Annotated in this window: 12 protein-coding genes and 1 pseudogene; 3 read left to right on the forward strand and 10 right to left on the reverse strand. The window is 62.0% G+C overall.

What is annotated here, in order from left to right; translation table 11 throughout:
• Positions 1 to 88 precede the first annotated feature (88 nt).
• The gene (locus GWQ27_RS05455) at positions 89 to 763 is read left to right on the forward strand and encodes a 7-cyano-7-deazaguanine/7-aminomethyl-7-deazaguanine transporter (protein ID WP_059111846.1); all 675 of its coding nucleotides are present in this window, start codon (positions 89 to 91) and stop codon (positions 761 to 763) included.
• Positions 764 to 1,034: 271 nt separating this feature from the next.
• On the opposite strand, the gene rraA is transcribed toward GWQ27_RS05455, so the two are convergent.
• Positions 1,035 to 1,520, reverse strand: coding sequence for a ribonuclease E activity regulator RraA (gene rraA, locus GWQ27_RS05460; RefSeq protein ID WP_005318362.1), 486 nt, complete (start codon positions 1,518 to 1,520; stop codon positions 1,035 to 1,037).
• 145 nt (positions 1,521 to 1,665) lie between these two features.
• Here rraA and GWQ27_RS05465 point away from each other — a divergent pair, with 145 nt between their 5' ends.
• A complete protein-coding gene (locus GWQ27_RS05465) occupies positions 1,666 to 3,519 on the forward strand; it encodes a methyl-accepting chemotaxis protein (RefSeq protein ID WP_275906869.1) in 1,854 nt (617 codons plus the stop codon).
• 70 nt (positions 3,520 to 3,589) lie between these two features.
• On the opposite strand, the gene mgtE is transcribed toward GWQ27_RS05465, so the two are convergent.
• The 7 genes and pseudogenes from mgtE to GWQ27_RS05500 form a co-directional block, all read right to left on the reverse strand.
• Positions 3,590 to 5,014 (reverse strand): magnesium transporter, encoded by a 1,425-nt coding sequence (gene mgtE / locus GWQ27_RS05470; protein ID WP_058395131.1) that lies wholly within the window; start codon positions 5,012 to 5,014, stop codon positions 3,590 to 3,592.
• 150 nt (positions 5,015 to 5,164) lie between these two features.
• The gene (gene cysG / locus GWQ27_RS05475) at positions 5,165 to 6,571 is read right to left on the reverse strand and encodes a siroheme synthase CysG (RefSeq protein WP_275906870.1); all 1,407 of its coding nucleotides are present in this window, start codon (positions 6,569 to 6,571) and stop codon (positions 5,165 to 5,167) included.
• Positions 6,572 to 6,583: 12 nt separating this feature from the next.
• On the reverse strand, positions 6,584 to 7,396 hold the full coding sequence (gene nirC, locus GWQ27_RS05480) for a nitrite transporter NirC (protein WP_275906871.1): 813 nt from the start codon (positions 7,394 to 7,396) through the stop codon (positions 6,584 to 6,586).
• 50 nt (positions 7,397 to 7,446) lie between these two features.
• Positions 7,447 to 7,764 carry a nitrite reductase small subunit NirD gene (nirD, locus tag GWQ27_RS05485; protein ID WP_275906872.1) on the reverse strand — a complete coding sequence of 106 codons (318 nt, stop codon included), beginning with the start codon at positions 7,762 to 7,764 and terminating at the stop codon, positions 7,447 to 7,449.
• A 35-nt stretch (positions 7,765 to 7,799) separates the two neighbouring features.
• Positions 7,800 to 7,871: pseudogene (gene nirD / locus GWQ27_RS05490) on the reverse strand (nitrite reductase small subunit); the annotation flags it as partial.
• Positions 7,871 to 10,417: a nitrite reductase large subunit NirB gene (gene nirB / locus GWQ27_RS05495; RefSeq protein WP_275906873.1), complete on the reverse strand. Its 2,547-nt coding sequence runs from the start codon at positions 10,415 to 10,417 to the stop codon at positions 7,871 to 7,873. The pseudogene nirD (GWQ27_RS05490) and the gene nirB, both read right to left, overlap by 1 nt.
• 299 nt (positions 10,418 to 10,716) lie before the next feature.
• Positions 10,717 to 11,637, reverse strand: coding sequence for a LysR family transcriptional regulator (locus GWQ27_RS05500; RefSeq protein WP_219591463.1), 921 nt, complete (start codon positions 11,635 to 11,637; stop codon positions 10,717 to 10,719).
• Between the two features lie 190 nt (positions 11,638 to 11,827).
• Between GWQ27_RS05500 and GWQ27_RS05505 the strand changes: the two genes are divergently transcribed.
• Positions 11,828 to 13,222, forward strand: a complete 1,395-nt coding sequence (locus tag GWQ27_RS05505) for an MFS transporter (RefSeq protein ID WP_275906874.1) — start codon at positions 11,828 to 11,830, stop codon at positions 13,220 to 13,222.
• Between the two features lie 73 nt (positions 13,223 to 13,295).
• Here the strand turns inward: GWQ27_RS05505 and hslU are convergent, their stop codons facing one another.
• A complete protein-coding gene (gene hslU / locus GWQ27_RS05510) occupies positions 13,296 to 14,624 on the reverse strand; it encodes an HslU--HslV peptidase ATPase subunit (protein ID WP_005318386.1) in 1,329 nt (442 codons plus the stop codon).
• 64 nt (positions 14,625 to 14,688) lie between these two features.
• Positions 14,689 to 15,222 (reverse strand): ATP-dependent protease subunit HslV, encoded by a 534-nt coding sequence (gene hslV, locus GWQ27_RS05515; RefSeq protein WP_275906875.1) that lies wholly within the window; start codon positions 15,220 to 15,222, stop codon positions 14,689 to 14,691.
• Positions 15,223 to 15,282 lie beyond the last annotated feature (60 nt).

Here is a 15,282-nt window from a genome sequence, read left to right on the forward strand (position 1 = left end):
AGTTGGGGGGCGTATAATCTCGCCCCTCAATTATCGCCAATGGTGGCGGTATGGGTTCCCTAACCCCATTAACCAAAAAGGTCACAATATGAATTTGACCCCTGCTCAGCACCGCACGGCGCTGGTGCGTCTCTCTTTGTTCCACATCCTGATCATTGCCAGCAGCAACTATCTGGTGCAGCTGCCGATCACCATTTTCGGCTTTCACACCACCTGGGGGGCGTTCAGCTTCCCGTTCATCTTCCTGGCCACCGACCTGACGGTACGGATCTTCGGTGCTGGCCTGGCACGCAAGATTATCCAGACAGTCATGCTGCCTGCGCTGACGGTGTCCTATGTCCTCTCAGTACTGTTTTTCGAAGGCAGTTTCCAGGGGGTCGGTAATCTGGCCGAGTTCAACCTGTTCGTGGCGCGCATCGCTCTGGCCAGTTTCATGGCCTATCTGGTGGGCCAGTTCATGGATGTGGTGGTGTTCAACCGGTTGCGCCTGCTCAGGGCCTGGTGGGTGGCGCCAGCTGCCTCGACCCTGTTTGGCAATCTGGTGGATACCATCGCCTTCTTTAGCATCGCCTTCTGGCGCAGTACAGATCCCTTCATGGCCGAGCACTGGGTCGAGATCGCCACCGTGGACTATGTATTCAAGCTGCTGATAAGCCTTGGGTTGTTTGTACCGCTCTACGGTGTTTTGCTGCGTTACCTCAGCCGCAAGCTGGTGGGTGAGGCCGGATTGGCCGGTCTGCAAACGGCGACGCGCCAAGCCTGACGAGATTGACCACCCCAGCGGTGGTCAATTTTTTTGCACTTTCGGAAAATAAGGGTTGCTTAGTTAAATGAGAATGATTATTGTTAACTTGTTTTCCGGGAAAGACTTCATTCGTTCCAACGTGATGGACTTCTTGTGAAGGCACGACATTGCTCACATTGCTTCCAGTTATAGGGCCAGTTCTTCTGGCCCTCTTTTTTTTGTCTTTTTTCAGCAAGTTTCAGCCATAAAAAATGGGAGCCAAGGCTCCCATCGTCATGTTGATTTCGGCTTACTCGATATCGAGTGCCTCAGGAGAGAGGATCACCCCTGTGGTATCTGCGTAGAGATGATCATCCGGCAGGAAGGTGACGCCACCGAAGTTGACCGGCAGATCCGTCTCCCCCACGTCCTTGCTGTCGGCGCCAACCGGAATGGCCGCCAGTGCCTGGATACCGATATCCAGATCTTCCAGGATGTCGACTTCGCGCACGCAGCCATAGCAGACGATCCCTTCCCACTCGTTCTCGGCGGCCGTGGTGGCAATGTCGCTGTCGATCAGGGCACGGCGCATGGAGCCACCGCCATCGATCAGCAGCACGCGGCCGACGCCGTTCTCTTTGACGAGCTCACGAATAAGACCGTTTGATTCGAAGCATTTGACCGTGGTGATGACGCCGCCGAAAGAGGCGCGGCCGCCGAAGGAGCAGAGCATGGGTTCGAGCACATCCACCATGTCCTGATAGATGTCGCACAGTTCTGAAGTGTTGTATTCCATTGTGTCAAATCCACCGCTGGAAACAGGTGGAACCAGTATAAGGAGTGGGACTGGCATTTCAATGAATATTCCTTGAACAACAACAGGGATAACGTTTTCTGCATAAGCTCAATGCAGTCCATCCCTTGTTTGTGAGAGGCCCATAGTGTTGATCCGTCATAAATTGATCCTGAATACCGCGCTGGTGGCCGTTGCCATGCTGGTGCTGAGCGCTCTGTTCCTCTACTCCAGCCAGGTAAGCCGCCATCTGGCTGAAGCCCAACGCAATGTGGACGGGCTCGAAATCGCCATGTTGAACCTGCGGCGAGCCGAGAAAGACTTCCTGATCCGCAAGGATCTGACCTTCGTCGAGCGCTTCAATAAAGAGTTGGCTGATTTCCACACCCTCAACCGGACTCTGAGCACAGATGACAACATCAGCGTCGTGCACGGTGAACTGGCCCGGCTGGATCAGCAGATGGGGCTCTATGGCAAGGCCTTCAACGATCTGGTGACCCAGCAGCAGACTATCGGGTTGGGGCCGGAAGATGGGCTTTATGGCCGCTTGAGAGCGGCGGTGCATCAGGTTGAAGAGGGGCTCAAACAGCTGGATCAGCAAGGGCTGCTCGTCACTATGCTGCAACTGAGACGGGCGGAGAAAGACTTCATGCTGCGCTTCGACATCCAGTATCTGGAGCGTTTCCAGACCCTGCACAAGAGCTTCCAGGATAATCTGGCAGTATTGCCGGAGGCTGACCGTGGCAAGCTGGAGCAGGCCAGCCAGCAGTACCGGCAGGACTTCGTTGCCCTGGTGCAGGGGATGCAGGTGCTGGGACTGAAAGAGGATGAGGGACTGCGCAACCAGATGCGGGATCTGGTGCATCAGACCGAGCAGGGCTTTGCGGCTGTCGGCCAGCATATCGCCGACGAGCTGGTACGGCAGACCTCCCGCCTCAACAGTCTGATGCTGGTGTGTGGCGGAGTGATCATAGTGCTGATTGGCGTCATGAGCGTACTGCTGGGCCGCAGCATAGACAGACCCATCTCGCGGGTGAATGACACAGTCAATCGCATCCGCCAGGACAATGACCTGCGCCTCAGGATTGAGTTGAAAGGGGCTGACGAGATGGCCCAGCTGGCGGGTAATCTGGACGTGATGCTGGGCGGCTTTCGCCATCTCATCGGCGACGTGAAGCAGAGCGTGCATACCCTGACCGAGGCGGCGGATCACCTCTCCAGCAACGTCAGGCGCACGAGCGAAGGGGCGTCAAGGCAGTTGCAGGAGACAGACCAGGTGGCGACGGCCTCCACCGAGATGGGTTCCACCATAGAGGAGATAGCACGCAACACTGAGCAGGCTGCCAACAATGCCCAGGCGACCAACATCAAGGCGATGGAGGGGCGCACCGCGGTCGAAAACACGGTTCGCCAGATCCGCTCGCTGGCGGGCAATCTGGAGAGCTCCTCCCGCGAGGTGACCCAGTTGCAGAAAGAGAGCGAGACCATAGGCTCTGTGCTGGACGTGATCCGCGGCATTGCAGAGCAGACCAACCTGCTGGCCCTCAATGCGGCCATAGAGGCGGCGCGGGCGGGAGATCAGGGCCGTGGCTTTGCGGTGGTGGCAGACGAAGTACGCAGCCTCGCCATCCGTACCCAGAAGTCGACCCAGGAGATCGCCGGCATCATCAGCTCGCTGCAAAAACAGACCGGCAGCATAGTGGGCATGATGGCAACCTGCCGGGAACAGGGCAACAGCAGCTCGGAGCAGGCCAGCACGGCGGGTGATCTGCTGGGACAGATCACTCAGGATGTCACTCACATCATGGACATGAGCACCCAGATCGCCGCCGCCATCGAGCAGCAGAGCCTGGTGGCCAACGAGGTGAATCGCAACGTGACCAACATCCGTGATATCGCCCAGGAGTCGAGTCTGATGGCGGAGGAGAATGCCAAATCCAGCCATGGGTTGACCGAGCAGGCCAAGCTGCTCCATCAGGCGGTGGCCAAGTACCGGGTGTAGCTGCCTGCACCGGGCGGGATAGTCAAAGGGAGCCATAGTGGCTCCCTTTGTTGTTTGAGGCTGGTCGTTCCTAGATGAGGAACAGGGTGGCCAACCCGAGGAAGATGAAGAAGCCGCCGGTATCCGTGATGGCGGTGATCATCACGCTGGCGCCTATTGCGGGATCCCGGCCGAGACGGGTCATGGTCATGGGAATGATGACCCCCATCAGGGCGGCGACCAGCAGGTTGATCATCATGGCCAGCGTCATCACGGCACCCAGCGCCGGATCCTGATAGAGCAGATAGGTCGCGACCCCCATGGTGCCGCCCCATACCAGGCCGTTGACGAGGGCTACTCCCAGCTCACGCCACAGCAGGAAGGAGATGTTGCCCGCCTGGATATGCTGCAGTGCCAGCGCTCGGACTATCATGGTGATGGTCTGGTTGCCGGTGTTGCCACCGATCCCCGCGACTATGGGCATCAGGGCCGCCAGCGCCACCAGTTGCGAGATGGTGTGTTCGAACAGACCTATGACCCGTGATGCCACGAAGGCGGTACAGAGGTTGATGGCGAGCCAAGCCCAGCGGGTCTTGACCGCCTTGCTGACCGGGGCGAACAGGTCTTCATCCTCGCTGATACCCCCCATGCGGCGCAGGTCTGTGTCACTCTCTTCATACACCAGGTCCACCACCTCTGCGACGGTGAGGCGACCCATCAGCTTGCCCTTGGCATCCACCACGGCTGCGGAAATCAGGTCATCGCGCTCGAAGGTTCGGGCCGCCGCTTCATCGTTGTCTTCCGGGTCGAAGGTCACAGGATCCCGCTCCATGACGTTGGCGACCAGGGTATCCGGTTTGTGCAGCAGCAAAGTGGTGAGGGGCAGCTCCCCCTGCAGGCGGTTGCGCCTGTCGATGACGAACAGTTTGTCGGTGTTGACGGGGATCTTGCCGCGCAGGCGCAGGTAGCGCTGCACTGTCGCCAGGCTCACCTCGGCTCGCACCGTGATGATCTCGAAGTCCATCATGGCGCCGACTGTGTGCTTGCCATAGCGGATCACGTCCCGTACCCGTTCGCGCTGGGGCGGGGCCATGGAGGTGAGCAGGCGGCCCATCAGGTTGCGAGGCAGGTACTGGCCCAGATAGATCTGATCGTCGATGTCGAGAGAGCGCAATGCGTGCAGCAGCGCCTTGTCGCTCATGCCGTTGATGAGGCTGTCCCACACAGTCTCCGATGCCTCGACCAGGATCTGGCCATGTTTCTCTTCATTCACCAGCTGCCACAGCGCGTGCCGCTCGTCCGGCGGCAGGGATTCCAGGGTATCGGCGACGTCGGCGGCGGGCAGTCGGTTCACCAGACGGATTATTTCGCCAGTCTGGTCGCGCTGCGCCGCATCCTGTGCCGACTGGGGGTCGAGCAGGCTGTCGGTGAGGGCATCGTCGGCCAGCAGCAGGGTGAGGATGCGCCTTCTGTCTTTTTCACGCTGTTTGGCGCTGTTCTTGACGGGGTGAGACATGAAACGGAATTCCTGAAATCGGTTGGCCGGATGACCTCCCCATAGGATACCAGACTCAAAACAGGAGGTTATGACCATGAGTGCCGTCAGACGTCATAAAAAACCGCCGCCATGATGGCGGCGGTCTGAATGGACTGGCAGATAGCGGGTTCAGGCCAGTGCGGCGGCTTGAATCCCATGGTTGGTCTGACCGAACCAGGCGAGCTTGTCGGCCAGGGTTACCACGGAGCCCACCATGATAAGAGCGGGACTCTCGACCCCGACGGCCAGCTCCGGCAGCTGGTCGAGGGTGCCGCGGATGACCCGCTGGCGAGGCTGGGTGCCCCGCTCGATCAGCGCCACCGGCGTTGTGCCCGCCTTGCCGTGAGCCGTCAGCTTCTGGCGTATGGTGGCGCACGATGAGAGTCCCATGTAAAACACCAGAGTCTGTTGATCCCGAGCTAGCAGGGGCCAGTCCAGATCCTGGGTGCCACCCTTGCCGTGGGCGGTGACGAAGCGCACGCTCTGGGCGTGATCGCGATGGGTGAGAGGAATGCCCGCATAGGCCGCGCAGCCGCTCGCCGCCGTGATCCCCGGCACCACCTGGAAGCCCACGCCGCTGCCGACCAGCGTCTCCAGCTCCTCGCCGCCCCGGCCGAAGATGAAGGGGTCTCCCCCCTTGAGCCGCACCACCCGCTGCCCCTTGCTGGCTTCTTCCAGCAACAGCTGGTTGATCCCCTCCTGCGGCACGCAGTGGTTGCCCGCCTGCTTGCCGACGAAGATACGCCTGGCATCGCGGCGCACCAGCGCCATCACCTCATCGGAGACCAGCCGGTCATAGACCACCAGGTCCGCCTGTTGCATGTGGCGCAGGGCGTGCAGGGTGAGCAGACCGGGATCCCCCGGGCCTGCGCCCACCAGGATCACTTCCCCCTTGGCACCTGCATCCTCGGCAAACAGAGCGTCGGCCAGCTGGTTGGCCGATGCCTTGTCACCCCGTGCCAGCGCCTGACCGAGCCGGTCGGCGCCAAGCAGCCGCTCCCAGAACTGGCGCCTCTCTCCCATGCTGGCGAAACGGGCCTTGACCCGCACCCGCAGGCCGCCGGCAAAGGCGGCCACGGCACCCAGATGCTGGGGCAGCAGGGCCTCGAGTTTCTCCCGCAGCAAGCGGGCCAGCACGGGTGCCTTGCCGCCGGAGGAGATGGCCACCATCAGCGGCGATCTGTCGATGATCGACGGCATGATGAAACTGGAGCGCTTGGGGTCGTCCACCACGTTGGCGAAGATGCCCGCCTGGTTGGCGCTTTGGTAGACCAGCGCATTGACTTCACGCCTGTCGGTGGCGGCCACCACCAGCCACTTGCCCGTCAGGTGTGCCGGCTCGAACTCGGCAGCCAGCCAGTCGATCGTCCCGCTGGTGGCAAGGGCTGCCAGTTCGGGGTCGAGTGCGGGAGAGACCACAGTCAGCCGGGCGCCGGCGTCCAGCAGCAGGCGCGCCTTGCGCTCTGCGACTTCGCCGCCGCCAACCAGCAGCACGGGTTTGTTGTCGAGTCGGCAAAAGATGGGCAAGTAGTCCATGGGGCCTCCGGATCAGGCTGTTTGGGTATGGCTGGCGGCGGCGTTGGCGTCTGTCACTGCGACCGGACGATCCGCTTTGGGGGTGGCATACCAGTAGCCGAGGCCCATAAAGAGGGCGCCGGAGACGGTATTGCCGAGGGTCACCCACAGCAGGTTGTGGCCTATGCCACCCAGGGTGTAGGCGTCTGAGTGAGCGCCGAACCAGGAGAGGGCGAACAGCGTCATGTTGGCGACCGAGTGCTCATAACCGGAGGCGATGAAGGCCAGCAGGCACCACCAGATGGCAATGAACTTGGCGGCACCTTCGGTGCGCAGCGCCATCCAGATGGCGAGGCAAACCAGCCAGTTGCAGAGGATCCCCTTCATGAACAGGGTCAGGGCCGGTGCCTGGGTCTTGGCCAGTGCCACCTTGTGGGCCAGGCTGCCCGCATCCGGCAGCAGACTGCCGCCGTAGGAGTAGATCAGCGCCACTGCGATGGAGCCGAGCAAGTTGCCTGCCCAGGTCTGGGGCAGGATGCGCAGCAGATCGGTCATGGTGATCTTGCCCGTCTTCACCCCGAAGGTGAGGAACATGGTATGGCCGGTGAACAGCTCGGAGCCGGCGATGATCACCAGCGTCAGGGCGATGCCGAAGGTGGCTCCCATCACCAGAGGGCGAATGCTGGGGTCGACCAGATTGCCGAGAGTGAAGATGAGGATGATGCCCAGGCCCACATAGGCCCCCGCCATGGCGGAGCTGAGCCAGAAGCCCAGCTTGTCGCTGCGCTCGAAGCGGTTGATGCGGGCCGCATTGGCGGCGCATTTGTTGATGGTCTCGGTATACATAGGTGTTCTCTTTAAGGGGTCACCTGTGGGCAGCCCCGATATTCATGTAGTTAAACGGCGACCCAGACTTGCTGGTCGCGCACTTCGACGGGGTAGCTCTGGACAGACATGGCTGCATTTTCGAGACAATGACCGTCGCTCAGGCGAAAGTGCTGCTTCTTGAGCGGGCTGGCCACCCAGAGCTCGCCGTCGTGTTCGCAGATCAGGCCCCGCGACAGCACGTTGGCGGCGAAGAAGGGGTCCCGGTTGTCGATGGCGAACACCTCGGCCGCGTCGCTCGGACGGAACAGGGCGATCTGACGCCCCTCGATCAGAGCGCAGACGCCGGTTCCCGGCAGGATGTCGTTGAGTTGGCAGGCGAATTTCATGATTGAACCTCCACATCGAGCGAAACAGGCATATTCTGGCGCCCTTCCAGCAGGGCACAGACGCCGGTGCCCGGAAAAATGTCATTGAGCTGACAGGCTAATTTCATCACTTTGCCTCCACTTCGATCTGGTAGACGGGAATGCGCTCCGCCGGAGTGGCGGGCCTGTGCTGATCGCGCTCGCTGACGAACTGCACGTCCGGGTCACGCTTGCCGCTGTTGATGAAGTGGCTGAAGCGCTTGAGCGCCTCCTCTTCATTCAGGGTGCGCGACCATTCGCACTCGTAGCTGTCGATCAGGGTCTGGATATCGCGTTCCAGCGTCTCGACCAGCCCCAGCTTGTCGTCGACGAGCACCTCGCGCAGGTAGTCGACCCCGCCCTCCAGGTTGCCGAGCCAGACCGAGGTGCGCTGCAGTTTGTCGGCGCTGGTGACGTAGAACATCATAAAGCGGTCGATCAGCTTGATGAGGGTTTCGCGGTCGAGATCCGAGGCCAGCAGGTCGGCGTGGCGCGGTTTCATGCCGCCGTTGCCGCCCACATAGAGGTTCCAGCCCGCGTCGGTGGCGATGATGCCGACGTCCTTGCCCTGGGCTTCCGCGCATTCGCGGGTACAGCCGGAGACACCGAACTTCATCTTGTGGGGGGTGCGAATGCCCTTGTAGCGGTTCTCGAGGAAGACCCCTAGGCCGACGCTGTCCTGCACGCCGAAGCGGCACCAGGTGCTGCCGACACAGGTTTTGGCCATGCGCAGCGCCTTGGCGTAGGCCTGACCTGTCTCGAAGCCGGCGGCCAGCAATTTCCGCCAGATGGCGGGCAGATCGTCCTTCTGGGCACCGAACAGGCCGATGCGCTGGGCGCCGGTGATCTTGGTGTAGAGCTGGTAGTCGCGGGCCACTTCGGCCACCGCCAGCAAGCCTTCCGGAGTCACTTCACCACCGGCCATGCGCGGGATGACGGAGTAGCTGCCGTCTTTTTGCATGTTGCCGAGGAAGATGTCGTTGGTGTCCTGCAGCTGGGTATTGAGCGGGCTCAGCACATAGCCGTTCCAGCAGGAGGCGAGGATGGAGCCGACCGTGGGCTTGCACACCTCGCAGCCATAGCCGTGTCCGTGCTTGGCCAGTAGTTCGTCGAAGCTCTTGATCCCTTCCACCTTGACCAGGTGGAACAGCTCCTGGCGGGAGTGGGGGAAGTGGGCGCAGAGGTGGTTGTTGACCTCTATGCCCTGCTTCACCAGCTCGGCGTTGAGCACCTGGTTGATGAGCGGCACGCAGCCGCCACAGCCGGTGCCGGCCTTGGTGTGCTGCTTGATGGCGGCCAGGGTGGTGTGACCTTCTGCCACCGCCTGGGCTATGTCGCCCTTGGAGACGTCGAAGCAGGAGCAGATCTGGGCGCTTTCCGGCAGGGCATCCACCCCCAGGGTCGGCTTGGCACCGGCGTAGGCGGGCAGGATCAGGGTGTCCGGGTGGCTCGGCAGCGGCAGGGCGTTGAGCATCAGCTGCAGCAGGTTGCCGTAATCTTCCACATCGCCCACCAGCACGGCGCCGAGCAATCGGCTGTTGTCTTCGCTCACCACTATCTTCTTGTAGACGCCGGCCTGGTCATCCTGGAACACATAGCTGTGGCTGCCCGGGGTGCGGCCATGGGCATCGCCAATGGAGCCGACGGAGACGCCGAGCAGCTTGAGCTTGGCGCTCATGTCCGCCCCTTCGAAACGGCTGTCGCCGCCTAGCAGATGGTCGACCGTGATCTGGGCCATCTTGTAGCCCGGGGCCACCAGGCCGAAGAAGCGGCCCTGCCAGGCGGCGCACTCGCCGATGGCGTAGATGTCGGGATCCGAGGTGAGGCAGCTGTCATCGATGACGATGCCGCCGCGCTCGGCAATGGCCAGATCGCCGTAGCGACCGAGGGTATCCTGCGGGCGTATGCCGGTGGAGAAGACCACCACATCCACTTCCAGCTGGCTGCCGTCGGCAAAGGCGAGGCGATGCTGGGCGTCACGACCGCCGTGCATCAGGATCTCGCTGGTGCTCTTGCTGGTGTGCACCTGCACGCCCATGGATTCGATCTTGCGGCGCAGCAGCTGGCCACCCTGACCGTCGAGCTGTTCCGCCATCAAGACCGGGGCAAACTCCACCACGTGGGTCTCGAGGCCGAGCGCCTTGAGGGCGCCGGCGGCTTCCAGGCCGAGCAGGCCGCCCCCAATGACAACACCGCTCTTGCCGCTCTTGGCGGCGCTGCGGATGGCTTTCAGATCCTCTATGGTGCGATAGACGAAGCACTCGTGGTGCTGACTGCCCGCAATGGGCGGCACCCAGGGGTAGGAGCCGGTGGCCAGCACCAGCTTGTCGTACGCGACCACAGTGCCCTTGTTGGAATGCACCTCGCGGGCCGCCCTGTCGATTTTTTTCACCGCTTCGCCGAGCAGCAGGCGGATGCCGTGCTTCTCGTAAAAACCGGGTTTGACGAGGGAGAGATCTTCGCTGGTATGGTGGGAAAAGTAGGAGGAGAGATGGACACGATCGTAGGCGGGACGCGGTTCTGCACCGAAGACGGTGATCTCGAACCGGTCCGGATCGGCCCGCTCGATCAACTCTTCGATGAAGCGGTGCCCCACCATGCCGTTCCCTATGACGGCCAGCCTGACTTTGCTCATGATTGCCTCTTGTTTGGAGTAATAAAACATCATTCTGAGGCTAGGCTACCCAGTCGCAGGGACGGGACGATTGATGCAAATCAAGTGTCTATTTATATATCTCCTCAGGGGTAATTCGATACAATTCAAAGATATACATAAATAGGTATACCAGTGGTGCATTCTGGACTTTGGCTGTCACGGGGCAAGGGGGCAAGAGGGGGAGCCCGTCTGGCCAGGCATAATGAAAGAAAACACCTCGACAGAGGTGCTTTCACTGTGTGGCATCTGGTTGGTGCGGCGGATTATGGCGGCGCAGATCACCGCTCTTTCGGAGTGGCCTGATAGGGGGCGCGGGCGCAGGTTTCGCGGATGACGGTGCGCAACCAGCGGTGGGCCGGATCGGCGTCCAGCCGTGGGTGCCAGAGCAGGGCCAGGGTGATCCCGGGCAGGGGAAAGGGCAGAGGCAGAGTCACCAGATCGGCGTGCAGGGAGGCGCAGTGCAGGGCTGGCACTGTCGCCACCAGATCGCTGCCCCGCACCAGCGCCAGCGCAGTGGCAAACCCCGGCACCAGGGTGGTGATGGCACGCTCCAGCTTCAGGGCGGCGAGCGCCTCGTCGACGGGGCCGTGCTCCTGCCCGCGCCGCGACACCAGCACATGGCGGGCGGCGGCATAGCGGGCGGCGGTCAGGGGCTCCTCGCACAGTGGATGGCCCGGCCGTACCACGGCGACGAAGCGATCCTGAAACAGCGCCTGGGTGCGCAGCTCGGGCGCCGTATTGGTGCCGATCACGCCGGTTTCAAAATCCAGCTCACCGCTGCGCAGGGGCTGACTCTCCTTGTCGGGCTTGGCCATGAAATGCAGCCGCACCCCGGGCGCCTCGGCTGCGAGCCGCGCCAGCAGGGCCGCCCCGACACTCTCCACGAAACCGTCGCTGGATCTGAGACGAAAGGTGCGCACCAGGTGGGCCGGATCTATCTCCTGCTGGGGGCGCAGTACGGCCTCGGCCTCCTGCACCAGCTGGCTGACCCGCTCGCGCAGGGCCAGGGCGCGTGGTGTTGGCACCAGCCCCCGGCCCGCGCGCACCAGCAGCGGATCCCCAGTGGTGTCACGCAGGCGGGCCAGTGCCCGGCTCATGGCGGAGGGGCTGAGTTTCAGCCGCCTGGCCGCCCCGGCCACGCTGCCCTCATCGAGCAGCGCATCCAGGGTCAGCAGCAGATTGAAATCGGGGGTGGTCATGGTCGTGCCCTCGCCGAGCCGGGTGTTAGGGGTAACCAACCTGATGGCGGTCGGTTGGATTCATCATACGCGAGAATCCGGCTCTTCATATGGCGTGCCGTGCAGCTATAAGTTGCAAGCCGTGCGTCTTCCGCCAGATACACGCTCTGACTAGCCTTGTCGGCATCATAGTTCGCCGGAGGTCATGCCCATGTCACATTCCATCACAATCCCGACGCCTTTTGCCCGCCGTGCTGGCCTGCTGGCGCTCGGTCTTGCCACCCTGTTGCCCATGCTGGCGGGGAGCATGGCCAACATGGTACTGCCCGCGTTGGAGCAGGTATTTGCCGTGCCCTTTGCCAGCGTGCAATGGGTACTGGTGGCCTATCTGCTGGGGATCACCTGCCTGACAGTGGTGGCTGGCAGGCTTGGGGACAGGTTTGGCCGGCGGCGTTTGCTGCTCTGGGGCATGGCGTTGTTTGCATTGGCGTCCCTGCTGTGCACCCTGGCTCCCACCATGGGTTGGCTGATCGCGGCGCGCGTCCTGCAGGGAGCCGGTGCTGCCTGCATGCTCTCTCTGGCGCTCGCCATGGTGGGGCAGCTGGTGCCACCAGAGCGGCGTGGCTGGAGCATGGGACTGCTCGGTACCCTGTCGGCCTGTGGCACAGCCCTTGGCCCCTCGTTCGGCGGCCTCTTGATCGGTGCGTTTGGCTGGCAGGCTCCCTTTCTGCTGCTGGTGCCCGTCAGCCTGCTGGCACTGGGGGCCGGCATGCTGGGTCTGCCACCTGAGGGCGCTTTGCCACAAAGAGAGAGGGTGAACCTGGCGAGTCTGTCGATGCTGGTGATGGCGCTGCTCTGCTACGGACTGGCGCTGACCTCGGGAGGGACTTTGGCGCTGGGGTTGTGGGCGGGGGTACTGCTTGTCACTGCACTGTTCATTCGCCGCGAGCGCCTCGACCCCTCTCCCCTGTTGCCACTGGTGCTGTTGGCCGAACCCCGGCTCAGGGGCGGCTTGCTCGCCAGTGCCCTGGTGGCCAGCGTCATGGTGGTGACACTGCTGATCGGCCCCTTTTACCTGCGCGGCGTGTTTGACCTCGATATGGCGACGGTCGGGCTCATGATCTCGGGGGGACCCCTGCTGGCAGCCTTGACGGGTATGCCTGCCGGCTGGCTGGTGGACAGGTTTGGCGTGCTATGGGTCGTTCGGTCGGGGTTGGCTGTCATGGTCATAGCAGCCCTTGGACTGGCAACCCTGACGGCGGGATATGGTCCGCTCGGCTATCTGTTGCCCATACTGCTGCTGACGGCCGGTTATGCATTGTTCCAGACCGCCAACAACAGTGCCGTGGTCGGTGGGGCGAGTGAGCAGGCACGGGGGGCAGTAGCGGGCTTGTTGACCCTGTCGCGCAATCTGGGTCAGCTGACGGGAGCAGCCGGGCTCGGTGGCCTGTTTGCCACTCTGGTGGGGACGCACAATCTGAGCATGGCCATGCCGACCGATCTGGTGTTCGGTACTCAGGTTACCTTTGCCCTGACCGGCCTGCTCACAGGGTTGGCGCTATGGCTGGTGGGGCGCAGACGAGAGGAGGCGCTGGCGGTGGTGTGAGGATCATGAGACACAAAAAAGACGCCTCCATAGTGGAGGCGTCCAGAATAGTCAGTGCGGTGCCGAGACTCGCTTACAGGATAAAGCGGCTCAGGTCCTCATCTTCAATCAACTTGCCGAGGTGAGCGTTGACGTAGTCGGTGTCGATCACGAAGGTCTCGCCGGACTTCTCGGAGGCATCGAAGGAGATGTCTTCCATCAGTCGCTCCATCACGGTATGCAGGCGACGGGCACCTATGTTCTCGGTGCGCTCGTTGACCTGCCAGGCCGCTTCCGCCAGACGACGGATGCCATCCTTGGTGAACTCGATATTGACCCCTTCGGTGGCCATCAGCGCCTTGTACTGATCGGTCAGGGAGGCGTTCGGCTCGGTCAGGATGCGCTCGAAGTCATCTGTGGTCAGCGCGGTCAGCTCGACCCGGATCGGCAGACGACCCTGCAGCTCGGGGATGAGATCCGACGGGCGGGCGACCTGGAAGGCGCCGGAGGCGACGAACAGGATATGGTCTGTCTTGACCATGCCGTGCTTGGTGTTGACGGTACAGCCTTCCACCAGCGGCAACAGGTCGCGCTGTACCCCTTCACGGGAAACGTCCGGGCCTGAGCTCTCGCCGCGTTTGCAGATCTTGTCGATCTCGTCGAGGAAGACAATGCCGTTGTTCTCGACCGCTGCTATGGCTTTTTGCTTCAGCTCTTCCGGGTTGACCAGACGAGCGGCTTCCTCTTCGATCAGCGCCTTCATGGCCTCTTTGACCTTGATCTTGCGCTTCTTCTTCTGGTTCTGGCCCAGATTCTGGAACAGCCCCTGCAGCTGGTTGGCCATCTCTTCCATACCCGGCGGGGTCATGATCTCGACGCCCATCGGGGAGGCTGAGAGCTCCAGTTCGATCTCCTTGTCATCCAGCTGACCTTCCCGCAGTTTCTTGCGGAAGATCTGGCGGGTGTTGGAGTTGTCGGCTTTCTCTTCCTCACCCCAGGTGTTGCGCGGGTTGGGCAGCAGGGCGTCGAGGATGCGCTCTTCGGCGGCCTCCTCGGCGCGGTATTTCATCTTCTCCATCTCGGTCTCGCGCACCAGCTTGATGGCGACATCGGTCAGATCGCGGATGATGCTGTCCACTTCCTTGCCCACATAGCCCACCTCGGTGAACTTGGTCGCTTCCACCTTGATGAAGGGCGCGTTGGCCAGCTTGGCCAGACGACGGGCGATCTCGGTCTTGCCGACACCGGTAGGGCCTATCATCAGGATGTTTTTCGGGGTCACTTCATGGCGCATCTCTTCACCGAGCTGCATCCGGCGCCAGCGGTTGCGCAGGGCAACGGCGACGGCGCGCTTGGCATCGGCTTGACCAATGATGTGACGATCCAGCTCGTGGACGATTTCTCTCGGGGTCATCTCGGACATGATGGCGTTCCTGTATCCGGGGCGGGCAGGGCCCACCCCTTCGAAAATGGGTTACTTGGCTGGCTTATTTAGCTGAATAATCCAGCACTTCTATGGTGTGGTTGCCGTTGGTGAAGACGCAGATGTCGCCCGCAATCTTGAGGGACTTCTCGACTATGGTTTTGGCATCCAGCTCGGTGTTTACCAGCAGGGCGATGGCCGCGGACTGGGCGAAGTTGCCGCCCGAGCCGATGGCGATGAGATCCTGCTCCGGCTGCACCACGTCACCGTTGCCGGTGATGATGAAGGATTTATGTTCGTCAGCGACCGCCAGCAGGGCTTCGAGGCGGCGCAGGGCGCGATCGGTGCGCCAGTCTTTGGCAAGCGCCACGGCGGCGCGTTCCAGATTACCCTGATGGGCCTGCAGTTTGGCTTCGAAGCGTTCGAGCAGAGTGAAGGCATCGGCAGTACCGCCAGCGAAACCCGCCAGCACCTTGCCGTTATAGAGACGATGAACCTTGCGGGCATTGCCCTTCATGACGGTGTTGCCGAGGGATACCTGGCCATCACCACCGATCACGACCTGACCGTTGCGGCGAACTGAAACTATGGTAGTCACTTTACTTACCTCGCTTGAGCCGAATAACGGCCTGACTGTGCATGGCAAGAAAGATGGGGA

Origin of the sequence: Aeromonas sp. 5HA1 (genome assembly GCF_029237245.1) — a bacterium.
Taxonomy (GTDB): Bacteria; Pseudomonadota; Gammaproteobacteria; order Enterobacterales; family Aeromonadaceae; genus Aeromonas; species Aeromonas salmonicida.

Coding starts and splice junctions, on each gene's coding strand:
- GWQ27_RS05455 (WP_059111846.1), top strand. CDS start 89: ATGAATTTGACCCCTGCTCAGCACCGCACGGCGCTGGTGCGTCTCTCT.
- rraA (WP_005318362.1), bottom strand. CDS start 1,520: ATGGAATACAACACTTCAGAACTGTGCGACATCTATCAGGACATGGTG.
- mgtE (WP_058395131.1), bottom strand. CDS start 5,014: ATGTCTCACCCCGTCAAGAACAGCGCCAAACAGCGTGAAAAAGACAGA.
- cysG (WP_275906870.1), bottom strand. CDS start 6,571: ATGGACTACTTGCCCATCTTTTGCCGACTCGACAACAAACCCGTGCTG.
- nirC (WP_275906871.1), bottom strand. CDS start 7,396: ATGTATACCGAGACCATCAACAAATGCGCCGCCAATGCGGCCCGCATC.
- nirD (WP_275906872.1), bottom strand. CDS start 7,764: ATGAAATTCGCCTGCCAACTCAACGACATCCTGCCGGGAACCGGCGTC.
- nirB (WP_275906873.1), bottom strand. CDS start 10,417: ATGAGCAAAGTCAGGCTGGCCGTCATAGGGAACGGCATGGTGGGGCAC.
- GWQ27_RS05500 (WP_219591463.1), bottom strand. CDS start 11,637: ATGACCACCCCCGATTTCAATCTGCTGCTGACCCTGGATGCGCTGCTC.
- GWQ27_RS05505 (WP_275906874.1), top strand. CDS start 11,828: ATGTCACATTCCATCACAATCCCGACGCCTTTTGCCCGCCGTGCTGGC.
- hslU (WP_005318386.1), bottom strand. CDS start 14,624: ATGTCCGAGATGACCCCGAGAGAAATCGTCCACGAGCTGGATCGTCAC.